Source organism: Streptomyces sp. NPDC126499 (genome assembly GCF_040302485.1).
Classification (GTDB): Bacteria; Actinomycetota; Actinomycetes; order Streptomycetales; family Streptomycetaceae; genus Streptomyces.
The window spans coordinates 170,834-191,551 of the sequence record NZ_JBEOUO010000005.1 but is presented as its reverse complement, the minus strand read 5'-3'; the positions used below and the strand labels follow the sequence as shown (position 1 = coordinate 191,551).

18 protein-coding genes are annotated in these 20,718 nt (G+C 72.5%); 12 read left to right on the top strand and 6 right to left on the bottom strand.

The annotated features are described in order from the left end of the window. Positions 1–66: 66 nt before the first annotated feature. The 4 genes from ABTZ91_RS09380 to ABTZ91_RS09365 are packed head-to-tail and all read left to right on the top strand — an operon-like array spanning position 67 to position 5,830. Complete coding sequence (locus ABTZ91_RS09380; RefSeq protein ID WP_352076537.1) at positions 67–1,224, top strand: CaiB/BaiF CoA-transferase family protein; 1,158 nt, start codon at positions 67–69, stop codon at positions 1,222–1,224. Further along, positions 1,221–2,363, top strand: a complete 1,143-nt coding sequence (locus tag ABTZ91_RS09375; protein WP_352076536.1) for an acyl-CoA dehydrogenase family protein — start codon at positions 1,221–1,223, stop codon at positions 2,361–2,363. Before ABTZ91_RS09380 ends, ABTZ91_RS09375 begins: the two co-directional genes overlap by 4 nt. A 37-nt stretch (positions 2,364–2,400) precedes the next feature. Beyond that, positions 2,401–3,615, top strand: a complete 1,215-nt coding sequence (locus ABTZ91_RS09370) for an acetyl-CoA C-acetyltransferase (RefSeq protein WP_352076535.1) — start codon at positions 2,401–2,403, stop codon at positions 3,613–3,615. Positions 3,616–3,652: 37 nt separating this feature from the next. Continuing rightward, positions 3,653–5,830 (top strand): 3-hydroxyacyl-CoA dehydrogenase NAD-binding domain-containing protein, encoded by a 2,178-nt coding sequence (locus ABTZ91_RS09365; protein ID WP_352076534.1) that lies wholly within the window; start codon positions 3,653–3,655, stop codon positions 5,828–5,830. On the opposite strand, the gene ABTZ91_RS09360 is transcribed toward ABTZ91_RS09365, so the two are convergent. Then, complete coding sequence (locus tag ABTZ91_RS09360; RefSeq protein WP_352076533.1) at positions 5,814–6,581, bottom strand: MerR family transcriptional regulator; 768 nt, start codon at positions 6,579–6,581, stop codon at positions 5,814–5,816. The genes ABTZ91_RS09365 and ABTZ91_RS09360 overlap by 17 nt on opposite strands. 77 nt (positions 6,582–6,658) lie before the next feature. Here ABTZ91_RS09360 and ABTZ91_RS09355 point away from each other — a divergent pair, with 77 nt between their 5' ends. The 3 genes from ABTZ91_RS09355 (at position 6,659) to ABTZ91_RS09345 (ending at position 8,557) form a co-directional block, all read left to right on the top strand. Continuing rightward, entirely contained in the window at positions 6,659–7,141 is a 483-nt protein-coding gene (locus ABTZ91_RS09355; RefSeq protein WP_352076532.1) for a macro domain-containing protein, read from the top strand. Positions 7,142–7,258: 117 nt separating this feature from the next. Continuing rightward, positions 7,259–7,744 carry a hypothetical protein gene (locus ABTZ91_RS09350; RefSeq protein WP_352076531.1) on the top strand — a complete coding sequence of 162 codons (486 nt, stop codon included), beginning with the start codon at positions 7,259–7,261 and terminating at the stop codon, positions 7,742–7,744. A gap of 357 nt (positions 7,745–8,101) precedes the next feature. Continuing rightward, a complete protein-coding gene (locus tag ABTZ91_RS09345; protein ID WP_352076530.1) occupies positions 8,102–8,557 on the top strand; it encodes a hypothetical protein in 456 nt (151 codons plus the stop codon). Positions 8,558–8,721: 164 nt separating this feature from the next. Here ABTZ91_RS09345 and ABTZ91_RS09340 read toward each other — a convergent pair whose 3' ends face one another. After that, positions 8,722–10,287 carry an MFS transporter gene (locus ABTZ91_RS09340; protein ID WP_352076529.1) on the bottom strand — a complete coding sequence of 522 codons (1,566 nt, stop codon included), beginning with the start codon at positions 10,285–10,287 and terminating at the stop codon, positions 8,722–8,724. Positions 10,288–10,836: 549 nt separating this feature from the next. On the opposite strand from ABTZ91_RS09340, the gene ABTZ91_RS09335 reads away from it, so the two are divergent. Continuing rightward, positions 10,837–11,298 (top strand): hypothetical protein, encoded by a 462-nt coding sequence (locus tag ABTZ91_RS09335; RefSeq protein ID WP_352076528.1) that lies wholly within the window; start codon positions 10,837–10,839, stop codon positions 11,296–11,298. 461 nt (positions 11,299–11,759) lie between these two features. Further along, the gene (locus ABTZ91_RS09330) at positions 11,760–12,725 is read left to right on the top strand and encodes a hypothetical protein (protein ID WP_352076527.1); all 966 of its coding nucleotides are present in this window, start codon (positions 11,760–11,762) and stop codon (positions 12,723–12,725) included. Between the two features lie 140 nt (positions 12,726–12,865). On the opposite strand, the gene sph is transcribed toward ABTZ91_RS09330, so the two are convergent. After that, complete coding sequence (gene sph, locus ABTZ91_RS09325) at positions 12,866–13,858, bottom strand: sphingomyelin phosphodiesterase (RefSeq protein WP_352076526.1); 993 nt, start codon at positions 13,856–13,858, stop codon at positions 12,866–12,868. A 183-nt stretch (positions 13,859–14,041) separates the two neighbouring features. Between sph and ABTZ91_RS09320 the strand changes: the two genes are divergently transcribed. Together ABTZ91_RS09320 and ABTZ91_RS09315 are read left to right on the top strand one after the other, a co-directional pair. Next, the gene (locus ABTZ91_RS09320) at positions 14,042–14,530 is read left to right on the top strand and encodes a hypothetical protein (protein WP_352076525.1); all 489 of its coding nucleotides are present in this window, start codon (positions 14,042–14,044) and stop codon (positions 14,528–14,530) included. 454 nt (positions 14,531–14,984) lie between these two features. After that, positions 14,985–15,857 (top strand): oxygenase MpaB family protein, encoded by an 873-nt coding sequence (locus ABTZ91_RS09315; protein WP_352076696.1) that lies wholly within the window; start codon positions 14,985–14,987, stop codon positions 15,855–15,857. On the opposite strand, the gene ABTZ91_RS09310 is transcribed toward ABTZ91_RS09315, so the two are convergent. From ABTZ91_RS09310 to ABTZ91_RS09300, 3 genes are all read right to left on the bottom strand, one after another. After that, positions 15,826–17,196: a GH1 family beta-glucosidase gene (locus ABTZ91_RS09310; RefSeq protein ID WP_352076524.1), complete on the bottom strand. Its 1,371-nt coding sequence runs from the start codon at positions 17,194–17,196 to the stop codon at positions 15,826–15,828. The two genes, ABTZ91_RS09315 and ABTZ91_RS09310, sit on opposite strands and share 32 nt — an antisense overlap. A 301-nt stretch (positions 17,197–17,497) precedes the next feature. After that, entirely contained in the window at positions 17,498–19,447 is a 1,950-nt protein-coding gene (locus ABTZ91_RS09305) for a hypothetical protein (RefSeq protein WP_352076523.1), read from the bottom strand. Between the two features lie 21 nt (positions 19,448–19,468). Then, positions 19,469–20,098: a TetR/AcrR family transcriptional regulator gene (locus tag ABTZ91_RS09300; RefSeq protein ID WP_352076522.1), complete on the bottom strand. Its 630-nt coding sequence runs from the start codon at positions 20,096–20,098 to the stop codon at positions 19,469–19,471. Positions 20,099–20,145: 47 nt separating this feature from the next. Between ABTZ91_RS09300 and ABTZ91_RS09295 the strand changes: the two genes are divergently transcribed. Then, positions 20,146–20,709, top strand: a complete 564-nt coding sequence (locus ABTZ91_RS09295; protein ID WP_352076521.1) for a GNAT family protein — start codon at positions 20,146–20,148, stop codon at positions 20,707–20,709. Positions 20,710–20,718: the final 9 nt, after the last annotated feature.

The window sequence follows — 20,718 nt, the reverse complement described above, 5'->3', positions numbered from 1 at the left end:
TCCGGTGTTACATCATCACTGTCACACCCGGCGCGGACGCACCGCACACCCATCTCAGGGGGCTCGATGACCACACCGCACCAGCCCGCCGGCGGCCCGCTCGCCGGCGTCCGCGTGGTCGAACTCGCCGGCATCGGCCCCGGACCCTTCGCCGCGATGCTGCTCGCCGACCTCGGCGCCGACGTCGTCCGCGTCGACCGGCCCGGCGGCCCCGGACTCGGCATCGACCCCGCCCGCGACCTCACCAACCGCAACAAGCGCTCCGTCCTCGTCGACCTCAAGACCGACGACGGCCCCGGCACCGTGCTCGACCTGGTCGCACGCGCCGACGTCCTGATCGAGGGCTACCGCCCCGGCGTCGCCGAACGCCTCGGCGTCGGCCCCGACACCTGCCTCGCCCGCAACCCGCGCCTGGTCTACGGGCGGATGACCGGCTGGGGCCAGAGCGGACCGCTCGCCCGCACCGCCGGGCACGACATCGGCTACATCGCCGTCACCGGCACCCTCGGCATGATCGGCCCCGACCCCGACGGGCCGCCCACCGTCCCCGCCAACCTGGTCGGCGACTACGCGGGCGGCTCCCTCTACCTCGTCATCGGCGTCCTCGCCGCCCTCCAGCACGCGCGCACGCACGGCGAGGGCCAGGTCGTCGACGCCGCCATCGTCGACGGCACCGCCCACCTCGCCACCATGATCCACGGCATGCTCGCCGCGGGCGGCTGGCAGGACCGGCGCGGCGTCAACCTGCTCGACGGCGGCTGCCCCTTCTACGGCACCTACGCCACCTCCGACGGCGGATACATGGCCGTCGGCGCCCTGGAACAGCGCTTCTACGACGAGTTCGCCCGCCTCCTCGGCATCGAGGACGTCGCCGCGGCCCGCCACGACCTCGGGCGCTGGGGCGAGCTGCGCGCCGCCGTCGCCGAGCGCTTCCGGACCCGTACGCGAGAAGAGTGGACGGCGGTCTTCGAGGGCACCGACGCCTGCGTGGCCCCCGTCCTGTCGCTGCGCGAGGCCCCCTCCCATCCGCACCTCGCCGCCCGCGGCACCTTCGTCGAGCACGGCGGACTCGTCCAGCCGGCGCCCGCACCCCGCTTCTCCGTGACCCCGGGCGCTCTCCGCACCGGGCCCGCCCTGCCCGGCGCCGACACCGCCGACGTGGCCCGCGACTGGGCCGTCCCCTCCCTTCGCCCCGATGACGCCGCCAAGGAGACCTCCGCATGAAGCGCCAGCTCTACACCGCCGACCACGAGGCCTTCCGCGAGACCGTCCGCACCTTCCTCGCCAAGGAGGTGCTGCCCCACTACGAGAGCTGGGAGAAGGACGGCATCGTCTCCCGCGAGGTCTGGCGGGCCGCCGGACGGCAGGGCCTGCTCGGCCTCGCCGTCGACGAGGAGTACGGCGGCGGCGGAAACCCCGACTTCCGCTACAGCGCCGTCCTCGCCGAGGAGTTCACCCGGGCCGGCACCCCCGGCCTCGCCATCGGCCTGCACAACGACATCATCGGCCCCTACCTCACCTCGCTGGCCACCGAGGAACAGAAGCGCCGCTGGCTGCCCGGCTTCTGCAGCGGCGAGACCGTCACCGCCATCGCCATGACCGAACCCGGCGCCGGCTCCGACCTCCAGGCCATCCGCACCAGCACCGAGGACCACGGCGACCACTGGATCCTCAACGGCTCCAAGACCTTCATCTCCAACGGAATCCTCGCCGACCTCGTCATCGTCGTCGCCAAGACCAGCCCCGAGGGCGGCGCCCACGGACTCTCCCTCCTCGTCGTCGAACGCGGCATGGAAGGCTTCGAACGCGGCCGCAACCTCGACAAGATCGGCCAGAAGTCCCAGGACACCGCCGAGCTCTTCTTCCACGACGTCCGCGTCCCCAAGGAGAACCTGCTCGGCGAGCTCAACGGCGCCTTCGTCCACCTCATGACCAACCTCGCCCAGGAGCGGCTCGCCATCGCCGTCGCCGCCATCGCCGGCGCCGAACACCTCCTGGAGCTCACCACCGCCTACGTCAAGGAGCGCGAGGCCTTCGGCCGGCCGCTCGCCCGGCTCCAGCACGTCCGCTTCGAGATCGCCGAGCTGGCCACCGAGTGCGCCGTGACCCGCACCTTCGTCGACCGCTGCGTCGAGGAACACGCGAACGGCGGCCTCGACGCCGTGCACGCCTCCATGGCCAAGTGGTGGTCCACCGAACTGCAGAAGCGGACCGCCGACCGCTGCCTGCAACTGCACGGCGGATACGGCTACATGAGCGAATTCCCGGTCGCCAGGGCCTTCACCGACGGCCGGATCCAGACCATCTACGGCGGGACGACCGAGATCATGAAGGAGATCATCGGCCGCTCCCTGCTCGCCTGATCCCGAGACCGCCCCACTCGCCCGAAAGGCAACACCCGTGACCACCGAAGCGTACGTCTACGACGCGATCCGCACCCCGCGCGGCCGCGGCAAGGCCAACGGGGCCCTGCACGGCACCAAGCCCATCGACCTCGTCGTCGGCCTCATCCACGAGATCCGCTCCCGCTTCCCCGGCCTCGACCCCGCCGCCGTCGACGACATCGTCCTCGGCGTCGTCGGCCCCGTCGGCGACCAGGGCTCCGACATCGCCCGTATCGCCGCCATCGCCGCCGGCCTGCCCGACACCGTCGCCGGAGTGCAGGAGAACCGCTTCTGCGCCTCCGGCCTCGAAGCCGTCAACATGGCCGCGATGAAGGTCCGCTCCGGCTGGGAGGACCTGGTCCTCGCCGGCGGCGTGGAATCCATGTCCCGCGTGCCCATGGCCTCCGACGGCGGCGCCTGGTTCGCCGACCCGATGACCAACCTGGAGACCAACTTCGTCCCCCAGGGCATCGGCGCCGACCTCATCGCCACCATCGAGGGCTTCACCCGCCGCGACGTCGACGAGTACGCCGCCCTCTCCCAGGAGCGCGCCGCCACGGCCTGGAAGGACGGCCGCTTCGACCGCTCCGTCGTCCCCGTCAAGGACCGCGCCGGCCTCACCGTCCTCGACCACGACGAGCACCTGCGCCCCGGCACCACCGCCGACTCCCTCGCCAAGCTGAAGCCCTCCTTCGCCGACATCGGCGAGCTCGGCGGCTTCGACGCGGTGGCGCTGCAGAAGTACCACTGGATCGAGGAGATCGACCACGTCCACCACGCCGGCAACTCCTCCGGCATCGTCGACGGCGCCTCCCTCGTCGCCATCGGCTCCAAGGAGGTCGGCGAGCGCTACGGGCTGACCCCGCGCGCCCGGATCGTCGCCGCCGCCGTCTCCGGCTCCGAGCCGACCATCATGCTCACCGGACCCGCCCCGGCCGCCCGCAAGGCGCTCGCCAAGGCCGGTCTCACCATCGACGACATCGACCTCATCGAGATCAACGAGGCCTTCGCCGCCGTCGTCCTGCGCTTCGTCAAGGACATGGGCGTCTCCCTCGACAAGGTCAACGTCAACGGCGGCGCCATCGCGCTCGGCCACCCGCTCGGCGCCACCGGCGCCATGATCCTCGGCACCCTCGTGGACGAACTGGAGCGCCAGGACAAGCGCTACGGCCTCGCCACCCTCTGCGTCGGCGGCGGCATGGGCATCGCCACGATCGTCGAGCGCGTCTGACCGCCCGTCCGAACCCCCTTACGGAGAAGCAGCAGTCATGAGCGAGAGCACCACCATCCGCTGGGAGCGGGACGAGACCGGTGTCGTCACCCTCGTCCTCGACGACCCGGACCAGTCCGCCAACACCATGAACCAGGCCTTCCGGGCCTCCATCACCGCGATCGCCGAGCGCGCGGAGGCCGAGAAGGACTCCATCCGCGGCATCATCTACACCTCCGCGAAGAAGACCTTCTTCGCCGGCGGCGACCTCAAGGACATGATCAAGGCCGGCCCCGAGGACGCCCGGGCGATCTTCGACGCCGCCATGGAGATGAAGAACGCGCTGCGCCGCATCGAGACCCTCGGCAAGCCGGTCGTCGCCGCGATCAACGGCGCCGCGCTCGGCGGCGGCTACGAGATCGCCCTCGCCTCCCACCACCGCATCGCCCTCGACGCCCCCGGCTCCAAGATCGGCCTCCCCGAGGTCACCCTGGGCCTGCTCCCCGGCGGCGGCGGCGTCACCCGCACCGTACGCCTCATGGGCATCACCGACGCCCTGCTCAAGGTGCTCCTCCAGGGCACCCAGTACAACCCCAAGCGCGCCCTGGAGAACGGCCTCGTGCACGAGCTGGCCGCCACCCCCGAAGAGATGCTCGCCAAGGCCCGCGCCTTCATCGACGCCCACCCCGAGTCGCAGCAGCCCTGGGACGTCCCCGGCTACAAGATCCCCGGCGGCACCCCGTCCAACCCGCGCTTCGCCGCCAACCTGCCGGCCTTCCCCGCCAACCTGCGCAAGCAGCTCAACGGCGCGCCCTACCCCGCCCCGCGCAACATCATGGCGGCGGCCGTCGAGGGCTCCCAGGTCGACTTCCAGACCGCGCTCACCATCGAGAGCCGCTACTTCACGGAGCTGGTCACCGGCCAGACCGCGAAGAACATGATCCAGGCGTTCTTCTTCGACCTCCAGGCCGTCAACTCCGGCGCCAACCGCCCGCAGGGCATCGAGCCCCGTACGGTCCGCAAGGTCGCCGTCCTCGGCGCGGGCATGATGGGCGCCGGCATCGCGTACTCCTGCGCCCGCGCCGGCATCGAGGTCGTCCTCAAGGACGTCAGCGCCGAAGCGGCCGCCAAGGGCAAGGGCTACTCCGAGAAGCTCTGCGCCAAGGCCGTCGCCAAGGGCCGCACCACAAAGGAGAAGGCCGACGCCCTCCTCGCCCGCATCACCCCGACCGCCGATGTCGCCGACCTCGCCGGCTGCGACGCCGTCATCGAGGCGGTCTTCGAGGACACCGCGCTCAAGCACAAGGTGTTCCAGGAGATCCAGCACGTCGTCGAGCCCGACGCGCTGCTGTGCTCCAACACCTCCACCCTTCCCATCACCGTCCTCGCCGAGGGCGTCGAGCGGCAGACCGACTTCATCGGCCTGCACTTCTTCTCGCCGGTCGACAAGATGCCGCTCGTGGAGATCATCAAGGGCGAGCGCACCGGCGAGACGGCCCTGGCCCGCGCCTTCGACCTGGTCCGCCAGATCAACAAGACGCCCATCGTCGTCAACGACTCGCGCGGCTTCTTCACCTCCCGGGTGATCGGCCACTTCATCAACGAGGGCGTCGCCATGGTCGGCGAGGGCGCCGAGCCCGCGTCCGTCGAGCAGGCCGCGGCCCAGGCCGGCTACCCGGCGAAGGTCCTCTCCCTCATGGACGAGCTGACCCTCACCCTGCCCCGCAAGATCCGCAACGAGACGAAGAAGGCGGTCGAGGCGGCCGGCGGCACCTGGGTCACCCACCCCGGCGAGATCGTCATCGACCGCATGGTCGACGAGTTCGGCCGCCCCGGCCGCAGCGGCGGCGCCGGCTTCTACGAGTACGGCGAGGACGGCAAGCGCGGGAAGCTCTGGCCCGGGCTGCGCGAGCACTTCACCAAGCCGGAGGTGGACATCCCGTTCCGGGACATGCAGGAGCGGATGCTCTTCGCGGAGGCCCTCGACACCGTGCGGCTCCTGGAGGAGGGCGTCCTGACCTCCGTCGCCGACGCCAACATCGGCTCCATCCTGGGCATCGGCTTCCCGGCCTGGACCGGTGGCGTGCTCCAGTACATCAACGGTTACGAGGGCGGTGCGGCCGGCTTCGTGGAGCGGGCGCGCGAGCTGGCGGCCACCTACGGCGAGCGGTTCAACCCGCCGGCCCTGCTGATCGAGAAGGCCGAGCGGGGCGAGGTCTTCACGGACGCCCGGTAGTCCGGAAGGCGCTCCTCAGCTCCTCGCTGAGGGACCGCTGGAAGGCCGTGACGAGGGCCTGGATCACCATCGGCTGCATGTGCGCCGAGAGCGACTTCATCGCCGCCAGGTGGTCCGGGTCCTCGCCGCTCTCCCGGTACGGGTTCCACACCTGCTCCTGGAAGAGCCGGGCCAGCTCCTCGGCGGCGGCGCGGGCGTGCTCCAGCAGGACGGTCCGGGAGGCCAGGATCGTCTCGTGCTCGATAGGTACGTCCAGGAGCTCCACCCCGAGGCGCAGCAGGGCCGCGTCCAGCCGGAAGACATCCGGATCGGGCCCCTTGTCCAGCACGCCCATGGCGGCCAGTCGGTCCACGTCCCGGTCGGCCAGCGCCCGCCCCGCCCGCCGCTCGAGCTCCTGCCGGGTGATCTCCTCGGCGGACTCCGGCGCCCAGGAGGCCACCAGGGCCCGGTGGACCGCCAGGTCCCGGGCGCTGAGGTCGGGCGGCAGCTGCCCCAGGTACCGTTCGATCGCGGCGAGCGTCATGCCCTGGCGCTGCAGCTCCTCGATGAGGGCGAGCCGGGACAGGTGCTCCGGGCCGTAGCGCCCGACCCGCCGGGGGCCGATCACGGGCGGCGGCAACAGGCCGCGCGTCCCGTAGAACCGCACCGTCCGCACGGTCACCCCGGCCCGGGCGGCCAGCTCGTCGACCGTATAGGTGGGCGCGGCGGCGGCCCCCTCCCCGCCCTGGTGCTCGTCGCTCGCCTGGTCCATGGTGCAACAGTATTGCTGTCTCACCAGGCATGTAAAAGGCTTCGGCCGTTGTCAGTGGCGGCTCGTACGGTGGTGCCATGACCGTGATCGAGTACGTACGGGGGGACGCCACCGCGCCGCGCGGCAAGGGCGTCAAGATCGTGGCGCACGTCTGCAACGACCTGGGCGGCTGGGGCAAGGGCTTCGTCCTCGCCGTCTCGCGGCGCTGGCCGGAGCCCGAGGCGGCCTACCGCCGCTGGCACCGCGAGCGCGCGAGGAACGACTTCGGGCTCGGCGCGGCCCAGTTCGTCCAGGTGGAGCCCTCTGTGTGGGTGGCCAACCTGGTGGGCCAGCGCGGGATACGGACGGGGCGCGGCAGCGGAGTGCCGGTGCGGTACGAGGCGATCGACGCGGCCCTCGGGCTGCTCGCCGAGCGGGCGGTCGAGCTCGGGGCGTCCGTGCACATGCCCCGGATCGGCTGCGGGCTCGCGGGTGGGCGGTGGTCCCGGGTCGAGCCGCTGATAGCCGGGCGTCTGTCGGCGCGGGGGATAGCGGTCACCGTGTACGACTTCGGGGCGTAGCGGACCGGGCGGGGCGCGGGTGGGCGCTCCGGTCGGGGGGCCTCGTTCGAAGGGGCGGTGCGGCGGGCGCTAGAGTCATGCGCCTGTTCGAATTCAGGGGCATGACAGGGGAGGGCCATGCAGGCGCAACTCAGGGAGACGGCCACGGAGTTGGCCGGGGTCCTGTGGCGGGAGCACACCGTCTACCGCGAGCGGGGCGGCGGGGTGGTGATCCGGGGGGAGCACGTGCGGCGCTGGATCAGCCTGTCGCCGACCGGCGGCAAGGACCAGGCGCTGGTCCGCGCCGGCCGGATCCTGGACGGCGGGACGACCGCGCCCGCCCGCCTGGAGGCCGTGGTGGACCTGACCGCCGGCACCACCGAACTGGCCGCGGTCTGCCGCCGCCTGCTCGCCGAGACCGCCGCCGACGCGGCCCCGTCCACGGCGAGCGCCCGCCCCGCCCGCGCGACCAGTCCCGCCCGCTCCGCACGCCCGCCCAAGGCACCCAAGGCGGCCCGCCCGCGCAAGGGCCGCCACACGGGCATCGGGTCGTGGGTGGTGCTGCTGTGCGTGGGCGGGGTCGTGGCCCTGTGGGCGTACAGCGTCTTCGGCAACGCGCACTAGGACGCGGGCCTGGGGGTGGACAGCCGGCTCCGGTCGATGACTGCGCAGCCCTCGGGCTTCCCCTCCGGCCGTTGCGTTCGTTGCCCGTCCACCTTGCATTCCATGCGGCATTGAGGGTGGTGCGTGAAATGCAAGAGGGGGACGGGGTTCCGGATTGCGATCACGATGCGGCAGTGCTGGTCTGGAGGAGGTGGGGGAAAACGGCACTCACCCGCCTGAAACGTGGCGCTGGCAGGGCGAGGGGGGTCGACGGTCTCGGCCGGAAGCCGCAGCAAGGTCTCCGTCGCAGTCACCCGCAGATCTGGTCCGGTGGGCTCACCGGGCAACCCGTGCTGCCTCGCCACGGGGAGGTTCGCCATGTCCCACGCCTCTGCTGTCGGCCGCCCCCTGCGCCAGATCATGGCGCTGCTCGTGACGGTTGCCCTGACGCTCGGCCTCTCGGCCGTGATGACGGTCACCTCGTCGAAAGACGCGGCCGCCCTCTGCTCCGCTGACCGTTTCAACGGAAAATGGCGCTCGTCCGACCCCAGGCTGAAGCGCATCGACATCTGGCAGGGAGAGGACTGCCGCCTCTACGCCAGGGCCTGGTCCGTCTGCGAGCACGACAAGTCGCGCATCTGCAGCTGGGGGACCCGGAGGATGGGCGACAGCCCCGAACCGAACTTCCGGTTCTTCTATTACAACTGGAGCAACGCCAACGAGGTGCTGCATCTGCGGATGAAGGACAGGTCACACATCTCGGTATGGGACCGCACCGACTTCCACGACGGCACGAAGCAGACCATCTCGGTGACGATGTACAAGAGCAGCTGAGCACCCGCCCAGCCCCCGACCGACGCCGGGGTCTTCCTCGACCGGGACGACATCGCGGCGGCGTACGGCACCCCATTCCCGTCGGATGACAAGGACTTCAGGGTCTGGTCCGTGTGCTGAAAGACGGACGATCTCGGTGTGGGCGGCCGGACGGCATCATGCTCTCAGGCGGTGCTTCGGGCCTCTTCGTGGTCCGGCTCCGGTAGCGGGTGGTTCTTCGGCTTTCCGGCCGGGGGCAGGGTGGCCAGCAGTACGGCCGCTCCGAGGAGCGCGATGACCGCGATCCAGCCCGCGCCGGCGTGCATGGCGCGGATGAACGCGTCGTCGGCGGCCTGGGCGAGAGCGGGCCGGTGGAGGGCGGCGGCGACGTGGCGGGCCTGTTCGGCGGAAACGCGGGCCTGCTCCCGCACCGGACCGGGCACAGCCCCCAGCGAAGGCTCGATCGCACGCCGATACATGATCGACATGATCGTGCCGCCCACCGCGATGCCGATCACGCTGCCGGTCTGCCGCACGGTGTTGGTGACGGCCGATCCCGAACCGGCCTGTTCCAACGGCAGACTGCCGATCAGTGCGGCCGTGACGGGGCCGATGACCATGCCGACCGAGAGACCTTGTACCAACAACAGGGCCTCGATCCAGACGAGTGGAGTCTGGAGTCCGAGGAACCCGTACCCGCCCATGGTCAGCGCGGCCACGGCGAGCGCCGGAACGGTGACGACACGCAGCGACAGGCGGCGAACCAGGCGCGTGGCGAGGGGCGCTCCCGCGAGCGCGCCGAACGCGGTCGGGAGATTGGCCAGACCCGCCTCCATCGGCGAGTATCCGAGCGCGCCTTGCAGGTAGAAGGCGCTGTAGAAGGTGATGGCGGCCACGCCGAAGAGCAGCAGTCCGAGCGCCGCATTGCCGCCGGCGAACGCGCGTCGCCTGAACAGTCGCGGATCAAAGCCGGGCACCTTGACGCGCAGCTCGACGCACACGAAGACGGCCAGCAGGACCAGTCCGACGACGATCGGCGCCCAGACGTCGGTACGACTCCACGCGGCGACCTGCCCCGCCCGGATCAGCCCGTAGGCCAACGCCACGAGCCCGCTGATCGACAGCAGCATTCCGGCGGGATCCAGCGGCCGCCGCGTGGGGCTGCGGAAATTCGGAACCAGCACGGCGAGCCCGACCAGTGCCGATGCCGCGACCGGGACATTGACCAGGAAAACCGAGCCCCACCAGAAATGATCGAGCAGAAACCCCGCCAGCACCGGCCCGGCGGCCATTCCCACCCCGGCCGACGTGGAGAAGACACCGATCGCGGCGGCCCGGGCGGGGCCGGTGAAGGTCCACATGAGAATGGCCATCATGGCGGGCGTGATCAGCGCGCTGCCCACCCCCATCACGGCTCGGGCCGCAATCAGCTGACCCGCGTCGCCGGCGTACGCCGCCCACAGCGAAGACGCGGCGAAGACCACCAGCCCACCGGAGAACACGGTCCGGTGACCGAACCGGTCGCCCAACGCGCCCGCGGTGAACATCAGCGTCGCGAAGACCAGCGTGTAGGCACCGGTGGCCCATTGCAGCTGACCGGGATCGGCCCCCAGTCCACGAACCGGGTCGGCAAGGGTCTCCAGTGCCGTACTCAGGACGGTGTTGTCCAGCCAGATCAGCAGCGAACACACCATGAGAACGGCAAGAATCAGTCGCTGCCGGAACTTCGGCAACGTCGGAGGCGCGGACATGAACACCTTCGGATATCGATCGGCGGGAACCTGACCGCCTGGACGATAAGCAGGTGACACGACGCTGTCAATTTCAGATTTTCTTTCCCGTGCTATTGCGGCTGGGTCGACTTTATGTCCTCTTTTGGATTTGCGGACCGAGTAATTCTGTGCCCTCCGGCAGATTCACACGTTGAGGGAATCGGTCAATTCCGGAGGATTGTGGTCGGGCGGATTTCATGTGGATGCCAGGGGCCCTTCGCCTCGACGGGATCGAGCATGATCGAATCTCTGTAGAGTCGACGGTGGGGTGGGGTGGTGCGGTGTGAGCGAGTGGCGGAGCGACCCGACATTCGCGATGTGCCGGGCTCTGGCGGACGGGGTGGACCTGGCCTCGTTCACGGGAGGCCCGTTCGACGTCGGGCTGTGGTGGCCACTGTTCGTCCCGATGCCCTTCACGGAGCCTTCCTCGACGACCTTCCCTGGGGAAACTTCCCTGATGGAGAGAAGGCCCGAGAGGCCGTTCGCCTGCTGTGTACCGGCGGCGAGCCTGCACGGGACGCAATGGGCGTGTTGATCGCCCTGTGCGCCGACGACAGCCGGGCCGCCGCAGCTCTCGCCGTACCGTTTCTGATCCGGCTCGCCACCGACCTCCACCACCCACACCGCGCCAACGCCCTCGGCGTCCTCTCGGCCCCGGCCCGCGCCCGCCACTTCGGGGTCGCCTCCCGCGACGAGCTCCTCCTCCACCGCTCCGGCCCCGAGCACGCCACCTTCGACGACTACGACGACTACGACGACTACGGCGTCGAGGTGACCGGCTACCCGGCGGGCTGGTCGGTGGCCGCCGCCCGAGCTGCGATCACCGCCGAAACCCCCGTGCCCCTGGCCCTCCTCGACGACCCCGACCCCACTATTCGCATCGACGCCTCCTACGCCCTCGCCACCGCCGCCGACCCCGGCCGCACGGCCGAAACGCCTTCGCCACCCGGCTCGCCGAGGAGCAAGACCCCATGGCCCGGGCCGCCTTGATTTTCGCCACCGCGGAGACGACCCGTGTCCATCCGCACCCGCGGACCACTGCGTGGCTCCACGAACTGTGGCAGGACCGGAAACAGGCTCCGGAAGTCCGTCTGGCCGCCGCGATCGGCTGGCTCTGCCTCACCGACGAACCCGCCCCCGCCGCCCTGCACGCAACCGTCGGCGCCCTGGCCACCGACGAATGCGCCCCGTGCCATGGACACCCTGCCCTGGATGACGGCCGCCGGAGGCGGCGAGCCGGGACTTCTGCGCTGCGTCCGCCGCATGCTCCACCCGGAAGAGCCCGAACCGTACGGCGAAGACCCCTGGGCTCCACTGCCCTGAACGACGAGCGGAGGCGCGACGCGCGCGGAGTCTCGTTCGCCGCGCCGGCCCGGATGCGGTCGTTCGCCTTTCGTGGGGACGCCCATCCCACCCGTTGGGCCGAGTGAGACGGCCGTTAGCCTCGGCGCATGAGTGCTGTGCGGCCTTCGGACGTAATCACGCGCAACCGGGACGGGGCGATCTACGCGTACGGGTTGGACTCCTGCGCGCTCGGCACGCTGGAGCCTGTCGCGATCTTTCGGCCACGGGCAGGGGACGAGGTCGTGGCGTCGGCGGCCTGGCCCGATCTGGAGCGAGTCGTGTACACGACGCTCAACAGCGTCGTGTGCCTGACGCGTTCCGGTGATGTGGCGTGGACGGCGAACCTCGAGCCGTACTCGGACCGACCCCATGGCCACCGGCCCGGCTGTGCGCTGTCCCTGGACGGCCGGAGCGTGTGGGTCTACAGGCCGGATGCGATGGCGGGACGCGGAGGCGGAGACCAGTGGGTCATGCACGACGCCGACAGCGGAGTGGTCCTGGGCCGCCGGGAGCTGGAGACGTCCGGGCACGGCGCCTTCCAGTATGTGCACCCGGTGGACGGCAGCATCTACCTCAACATCGGGGAGGGGCAGGACGGCTCCGTCATCTGCAGGGTGACGGCCGGGGCGGACGGCGAGCCGGAGTTCGTCACCTATCCCTGGTGGGACCGCTGCATGATCGGCCTGTCGCCGGATGGGCAGCAGTTCATGACGGTCGACCATGGGCAGAATGACGTCGCTTTCCACCGTCACCCCAGCGGGGACGCACTCTTCACCCTGCCCGTCGAAGCCTTCGGATACGACCCGGAGGAGTCGTTCGTGGAGTGGAGCGGGGGCTACCTGAGCCCGGACCTGGCCATCGTCGCCCTGGGTGGTGAGGGCCAGGACGAGGAGGAGTGGTTCCGCTACCACCTGGTCGACGTGCGCACGGGCACGCTGAACGGCGAGATCATCGTCGAGGTGAGCCATCCGTACGAGCTGGAGCCCCTGGGGGACGGCTCCTGGCTCAGTGAAGATCCCGACGGCCACCCCGTCCGTCGGGCGCACCCTGGCTCGTTCCCTGCGTCCGGCTGACCCCAGACGTGGCGAATGCGCCCCTCCCCGCGCTGTGGCGCGGGAGGGGGCGCGTTCGTGCTGAGCTTCGCGTGGCCGGGCGAGGCCGCGCCGACCTCGGCCGCGGGCGCCGTGCCGGCGGCCGCCGCCCGCGCTTTCTTCTAGGCGCTGCCCACGACCGGGTAGTGGTCCGACAGGTTGGTGTACGTGTACCGGGTGCCCCAGCTGGAGACGGTCCACGGCGCGCTCTGTTCCAGGACCACGTGGTTCGTCCAGTTCGCCGGGCGGGCGTGGCCGGCGCGGAAGAGGACGTAGTCGAGGTCCTCGCGCGGGTCGTCCGGGTAGCGGTCGCGGGCGATCGAGTTCTGCTCCGTGTCGAAGGAGTAGGGGTGACCGGTGCGGGCGTCCGCGCCGACCAGGCCGGCGTCGGCGAGCATGGTCGCGTACTCGGGGGTGCGGGAGTCCACGTTCAGGTCGCCCGTGACGATCACCTGCTCGCCCGCCGGGATGTTCTTGGCGTCCAGGAAGGCGTCGATGTTCTTGAACTGCCGGCTGCGCATCTGCGCCGCCTCGCCCGCCGAGCAGCCCGGGTCGGTCGACTGGGCGTGCGTGCCCACCACGTGAACCTTGGTGCCGCCCACGTTGAGGACGGCGTAGACGAAGCCCTTGTTCGAGTACCAGTCCGCACCGCAGGCGTCCTTGTAGACGTACTGCTCCTTGCGCACGATCGGCCACTTGCTCAGCAGCGTCACGCCGCCGTCCTCTGGCGTCGTGGCCGAGTACGCGCCGCCCGTGGCGTCCCAGCCCGAGGTCGAGCGGCCGACGATCGGCGTCTGGTACGGGTACTGCGCCGCCGCCTTCGCCTTCAGGGCGTCGGAGGCGGCGTTGTCGAAGGCCTCCTGGAGCACGACGACGTCGTTGCCCTGGAAGAAGGGCGTCTGGGGGATCGCGGCGGCCCGGTGGTCCTGGCCCCAGTTCGGGTAGAGGCTCTTGGAGAACAAGAACACGTTATAGGAAAGCACCTTCAGCGCCGGGGTCGCGGTGGCCCCGGATTCGGCGGCCGAGGCGGCGGGCGCGGTCGCGGTCAGGGTGGCGGCGGCGAGCGCGACGGAGAGGGCTGCGCCGGGGATGCGGCGGAGCGCGGCGAACGGCACTGTGAACTCCCAGGGAAGAGTGGGGGGTTGGACCGGGCGCCGCACATCAAATCAGTCGTGGTTACCTTCCGGTAGCCATTGGATGCCGCGAATCTTGCGCGGCTCGCACAAACGCGCCAACTCTCCGGCCGCGGCCCGCCGTCTGCCTGAATTGCGAGCATTGCGACCAGGTAGGATGCGCGCATGACCCTCGCGCAGAACTCGCAGATCTTCCCGATTGACCTGGGCCCGCTCAACCCCGTCTGGGCCGAGCTCATCCTGGGTGCCGTTCTCTTCGGCCTCACCTTCCTGATCCTGGCCAAGGGAATCCTGCCGAAGATCAACCGCACGCTCGCCGAGCGTGAGGACGCCATCGACGGCGGCACCGAGCGTGCCGACGACCTGCGCTCCGAGGCCGCCGCCATCCGCGCCCAGTACGAGGCCGAGCTCGCCGAGGCCCGTCACGACGCCGCCCGCATCCGCGCCCAGGCCACCGAGGAGGGCTCCGCGGCCATCGCCGCCGCCCGCGCCGAGGGCGTCCGCGAGCGCGAGGCCATCCTCGCCGCCGGCCACGCGCAGATCGCCGTCGAGCGCGAGGCCGCCGAGCGTGAGCTCGCCGGTGACGTCGACGCCTGGGCCCGTGCCCTGGCCGGCCGTATCGTCGGCGAGCCGGTCGGCGCCGAGCGCTCCTGACGCGTCGCGCACCCACCCGTACGGGGCCGCGCCCCGGGCCACCACGCCCGGGCCGCGGCCCCGCGTCGTATCCGCGACCGGCCCGGTGCCACCGCCCGCGCCTTGCCCGCCGCGCCCTGCCCCGGCAGCCTGAGACAGAGACGACCGTGTGAGGAAGAAGCCTCCGATGCCCCGCCCGCAGCCCCCGGCCCCCGACACTCCGCCGCCCGGCCCGGCCCGGACCGGCTCGACGCCGTCCGACCCGGTGCGGACCGACCCCGGGCGGACCGACGAGGCTCCGACCGGCTCGACGCCGTCCGACCCGGCGGGGATCGACGAGGCCCGGACGCACGCGGCCCCGAACGACACGACGCCGTCCGACCCGGCCCCGGCCGACCAGAGCCCCGGGTCCGCCGGCTCCGGGCGGCCGGGGCGGCAGGGGCAGCCCGGGTCGCACCCCTCACGGACGGCCGCGGTGCGGCGCGGAGAGCCCGTGCCGCCGCCCGTCGGGGGCGCCCTGTGGACCCTCGCCGGAGACGTCCGGGCCCTGCTGATGCTGCCCGCCGCCCTCACCCTCCAGGTCGCCCACCCCGCCGTCGGCGCCGGAGTCGACGACCACTCCGTCTTCCGCACCGACCCCTGGGGCCGCGGCGAGCGTTCCCTGCTCTCGCTCCAGCTGTGGATCTACGGCGGCGAGGCGGCCGCCGAGGAGGGCCGCAGGCTCCGCGCGCTCCACAAGGACATCCAGGGCACCGACACCCGCGGCCGCCGCTACCACGCCCTCACCCCCGCCAACTACGCCTGGGTCCACGCCACCGGCTTCCCCGTCTACCACCACGGTCTGCGCTACCTCTTCCGCCCCCTCACCGACGCCCAGGAACGGCAGCTCTACGCCGAGTGGCTCCAGGTCGGCCGGGTGCTCGGCATCCACGACCGGGACATGCCCCAGACGATCGAGGAGTTCTGGCCGTACTACCGCCGCGTCCTCGACGAGGAGCTGGAGGCCACCGCCGTCGTCCGCGAGCTGGTCGCCACCGATGTGCCGGTGCCCGCCCCGGACCGGGGCCCGCTGCCCGTACGGCTCGTCCTCAAGGCGCTGTGGCCGCTGCTCCGACGCCCGTTCCTGCGGGCCCGCGCCTTCCTCACCGTCGGGCTCATGCCCCCTGACGCCCGCGCCGCCCTCGGCCTGGAGTGGACCGAGGACCAGGAGCGGCGGCTGCGCCGCTTCGCCCGGGTCGCACGGACCGTGGTGCCCGTGCTCCCCGAGCGACTGCGCTACCTCCCGCTCGCCCGGCGGGCCCGCCGGGCGGCCCGGGTCAGCGCGGCGGCAGCCCGTTGCGGGCGATGACGTCCGCGTACCAGCGGGCACTGTCCTTCGGCGTACGGCGGCCCGTCGGGAAGTCCACGTGGACGATCCCGAAGCGCTTGCCGTAGCCGTACGCCCACTCGAAGTTGTCGAGCAGCGACCAGAGGAAGTAGCCGCGCAGGTCCACCCCGTCGGCGATCGCCCGGTGCGCCGCCGCCAGGTGGGCGCGGAGGTACGCGATGCGCTCGGGGTCGTGGACGTCGCCCTCCGGGTCGGCGTAGTCGTCGTACGCGGCGCCGTTCTCCGTGATCAGCAGCGGTACGTGCGGCAGCTCGTCCCGCAGCCGCACGAGCAGCTCGTGGAGCCCGTTCGCGTCCACCGGCCAGTCCATCGCGGTGCGCGGGCCCGGGACGTGCGGGAAGCGCACGTGCCCGGCGGTGCCGGCCCAGGGCGAGGGCGTCTCGGAGGTCCCGGCGGCGACCACGGCGGGACAGTAGTAGTTGACGCCCAGGACGTCGATCGGGGTGGAGACGGCCTCCAGGTCGCCGTCGTGCACGAAGGACCAGTCCGTGATCCCCGCCGTGTCGGCCACCAGGTCGTCCGGCAGCCGCCCGTGGAACACCGGCTCCAGGAAGATCCGGTTCCCGACGGCGTCGACCCTGCGGACCGCGTCCCGGTCCTCCGGTGTGTCCCGGTACGGCCGGAGCGCGTGCAGATTCAGGGTCAGTGACAGTTCGGCGGGCGAGGGCAGTACCGCGCGCAGCGCCTGTACGGCCAGACCGTGCGCCAGGTTGAGGTGGTGCGCGGCCCGCAGCGCCGCCCGGTCGTCGGTCCGCCCCGGGGCGTGCACCCCGGCGCCGTACCCGAGGAAGGCCGCACACCACGGTTCGTTGAGCGTGGTCCAGGTGGCGACCCGGTCACCGAGCGCGTCGGCCGCGACCGCCGCGTACTCGGCGAACCGCTCGGCCGTCGCCCGCTCCGGCCACCCGCCCCGCTCCTCGAACTCCTGCGGAAGGTCCCAGTGGTAGAGGGTGGCGACCGGCCGGATGCCGGCGTCGAGCAGCTCGTCGACGAGGCCCCGGTAGAAGTCGAGCCCCTTCTGCGAGGCGGGCCGCCGGCCGCCGGGCAGAACGCGCGACCAGGAGAGCGAGAAGCGGTAGTCGGTGAGCCCGAGCTCCTTCATCAGCGCGACGTCCTCGCGCGTCCGGTGGTAGTGGTCGGTGGCGATGTCACCGGTGTCGCCGTTGCGGACCCGGCCCGGCGTACGGCTGAAGGTGTCCCAGATCGAGGGCGTACGGCCGTCCTCGGCCGCCGCGCCCTCGATCTGGTACGCGGCGGTGGCGGAGCCCCAGCGGAAGCCGGCGGGGAAGAGAGCGTTCATACGAGGGAAACGCCCGCCGCCGCACGAGGGACACGAAAGGCGGGACCGGCCGGACGGATTACGGGCCGGGGGCGGCGGAACCGGCCGCGGCGGGAGGTGCGGTGGGACGGGCTCGAACGGCGCGCCCCGGACCGGGCCGCGGGCCACGCCGGCTCGTGCCCCAGCCGGTCCGGCGCGTCGAAGGCAGTCGGCAGGTCCGGCATCAGGTCGAAGAAGGGAGGGACGGTGAGCGGCACGTCGTGCCCGTCCCGTCCGCGCTCCCCGGGCCGGCTCGCTGGGGAACAGCACCATGCCCCCACCGTCACGCGACGCCACCTGCCTGCCCGACCCCAGCCCCGACCCCGGTCCCGCCCCCGAAGCCCATTGCCCTCGCCAGCAGTTCGCGGGCGAGCCGTCTCGCCTCCAGGTCCGGGTGGGGTGAGCCGTCGCAGGGGAAGCCGGAGACGAGGCGGCGCGGGGAGCAGGCGATGTGCCGCACGTCGGGAAGGGCGGAGGGCGGAAGGACTCCCATCGCGAGCAGGGTTCGCAGCGCGGCGACATGGGGCTGGTGCGGGTCGCCGGGGCGTGCGAGGGCCGCCGCGACCACGGGGGCGGTGTCGGCGACGCGGCCCGTGAGGCGCCAGACCGCGCCGGCGGCGTCCGCCCGGGCCTCGCGGCTCGGCGCCCGCAGCCGTTCCTCGACCAGCGGGAGCAGGTCGAGCGCGGCCGGTCCGAGCGCGTTCGCCACCCGTACGGCCCCGATCCGGCGGGCCAGGGCGTCCGGCTCCGCCCGTACGGCCGCGACGGCGGGCCCGGCGTCGCTCGTGAGCCGGCCGAGCGCCGTCGCGCACTCCAGGTCACCGGCCTCGGCCCGTACCCGCAAGGCCCGCTCGGCAGCGGGTCCGGCGGGTCCCGCGGCTCCGCCCAGCGCGACCAGGACCGGCGCCGAGGCGGGCAGCAGGCGGACGAGGTCGTCCCGGCAGGCGGCGGCGAGCTCGGGGAAGGGCAGCAGCGCGGGCAGCCAGGCCGCGCACGGCCGGGCGGCAACGCGCCGGGCCACCGGTTCGGCCGCCGCGCCGAACACCTCGACCGCGGCCGTCACCACCGCACCCGGCGCGGACAGGGGCCCGAGACGCAAGGACGCGGCCGCCTCCGGCAGTTCGTCCATCAGACGCAGGACCAGATCGAGCGCTCCCGGCACCCGGAGCCGTACCGCCGCCAGGGTCGCGGCCGTCCGCACCGCCGGATCGGGCGACCGCAGCGGCGGCTCCAGCCAGGGCGCGGGCGCGCCGTCGTCCAGGGCGGCGCCCACCCGAGCCACCCCGCACAGGTCCTCCGCGTCCTCGGCCGCGGCGCCGAGCCACGGCAGCACGTCCCGCTCCCGGTCCCGCCAGGTCTCGGTGAGCTCCCAGGCCAGCGGCAGCCCGCGCGCCACCGCCCGCAGCGCCGCGTCCGGGTCGTCCATCAGCCGGTCGGTCAGCGGCCGGTACGCGTCCGGCCAGTAGTCGGGGACGTCGTCTCGGGGAGCCGCCTCGTACGCGTCGAGCGCCGCCTCCACCAGCGGGCCCGGCAGCGGCAGGGCCGCGGTCCGCAGCAGATCCGTCGCGGCGGCCCTGCGCACCTCCGGCTCGGGCGCCGTGGCGAGCAGGGCCCGGTTGCGGTCGTCCCGGGGACCCGGCGACACGTCGAGCAGCCCGAGGGCGGTGACCAGATCGGCCCGTACGTCGGCGTGGTCCTCCGCGTCGAGACGGGCCCGCAGCAGCGGCAGCAGCGGCAACGACGCCTCCCCGCCCGCCGCGACCAGCCACACCACCGCCCGCCGGACATCCGCGTCCCCGTCCTCCGCGAGGCCCAGCAGCCCCGGCAGCGCCGCCGCCACCGCCCTGCGTACCTCCCGGTACTCCCGCCCGCTCCCGACGGCCGCCGCGTGCAGCAGCCACAGCAGGGACAGCCGGTGCCCCGGCCCGTCGGCGGCGAGCCGCGCCAGGAACGGCACTGCGGCGGCCGTCGCCGAGTAGACGGAACCCTGGTGGCACAGAGCCGAGTTCAGCTCCTCCATCGCCGCGGCACGGACCTCCTCGTCCGGCGATCCGGCCGCGCGCAGCAAACCGGGGACGTCGTCCGCCGGACCGTACGCGTGCCGGAGCGCCGACCAGTCGACCGCGTCGATGTGGTGGTGCTGCCGGTGCTCCTGGAGCTCCTGCTGTGCCTGGTGCCCCTGCGGTGCCTGGTGCCCCTGCGGTGTCTGGTGTCGCTCGTGCCCCTCCCACATGAGCGCGACCCTATGCGAGGGCTATGACAACGGCGGCTCGCTGCGCGTCGGCCCGCTCTCCGACGGCCCGCCCGCCAGGGACGTCAGGTAGTCGTCGACGAGCGCGACCTGGTGCTCGGGCGGGAAGGCGGCGGGGTCGAAGAGTGCCTGGACCACCAGGCCGAGGGTGAAGGCCTGCGCGCCGGCCGCGAGGCGGGCCGGGTCGCCGGGCGGCAGTTCGCCGAGTTCCTGGGCCGTCGCGATCAGTTCGCCGAGCCGGACCCGGCTGCGCGCGTACCGGCCGGCGTGGCCCTCGCTCAGGGCGGGGTCCGCGAGCGCGGTGTCCCAGGAGGAGACCCAGACGCGGTTGCTCGCCGTGGCCTCGGCGGTGAGCGGCAGTATGTCGAGCAGGGCGGCCCGCACGGCGGCGAGGCCCTGTCCGGCGGAGCGGCGCGGGCGGGCGGCGGTGCGCTCGTCGAGCAGGTCGAGGGCATGGGCCAGCAGGTCGCGTTTGGCCGGAAAGTAGTGGGTCAACAGGCCGGTGGTGGCGCCCAGTTCCGCAGCGACGGCGCGCAGCGTGAGGCCGTCGAACCCGTGCGCGGCGAGCACGCGCCAGACCGCCTCGGACACATCGCGGCGCCGGGCCTCGTGGTCGCCCTTGGTACGTGGCATGCTGCTACGGTAATAGTCATAACGCCTGTTGTGTGAATGGGGTCCCCATGTTTTCCCTCCCGCTGCGGGACGACGCAGAGCTCCGGCCGCTCGAGACCTGGCACGCCGAGGAGTTCGCCGCCCATCTGGACCGGGCCCGCGAGCACATCCGGCCGTGGGTCGGGCAGGGTTTCGTCACCACCGACCTCGAAGGGGCCCGCGGGACTCTCGTCCGCTACGGCGAGCGCCGGGCCGCCGACGGCGGGCGGCTCTACGGGATCTGGCGGAAGGGGACGCTGGTCGGCGGCGTCATGTTCACCGCCTTCGACGCCGCCGCGGGCACCTGTGAGCTCGGCTGCTGGCTGGAACCCGCCGGCGAGGGGCACGGTCTCGTCACCGGCGCCTGCGAGGCCCTCCTCGACTGGGCCCTCGTCGAGCGCGGGCTGCACCGTGCCGAATGGCTCTGCCGGGCCGACAACGACCGCAGCGCCGCGGTGGCCGAGCGGCTCGGCATGACCCTCGAAGGGGTACGGCGCGAGGCCTGGCTCTACGACGGGGTCCGCCGCGACCAGCAACTGTGGGCGGTCCTCGCCCCTGAATGGCGCGCCCGCCGCGCGGACACCGCCCGCTGACGGGGCGGC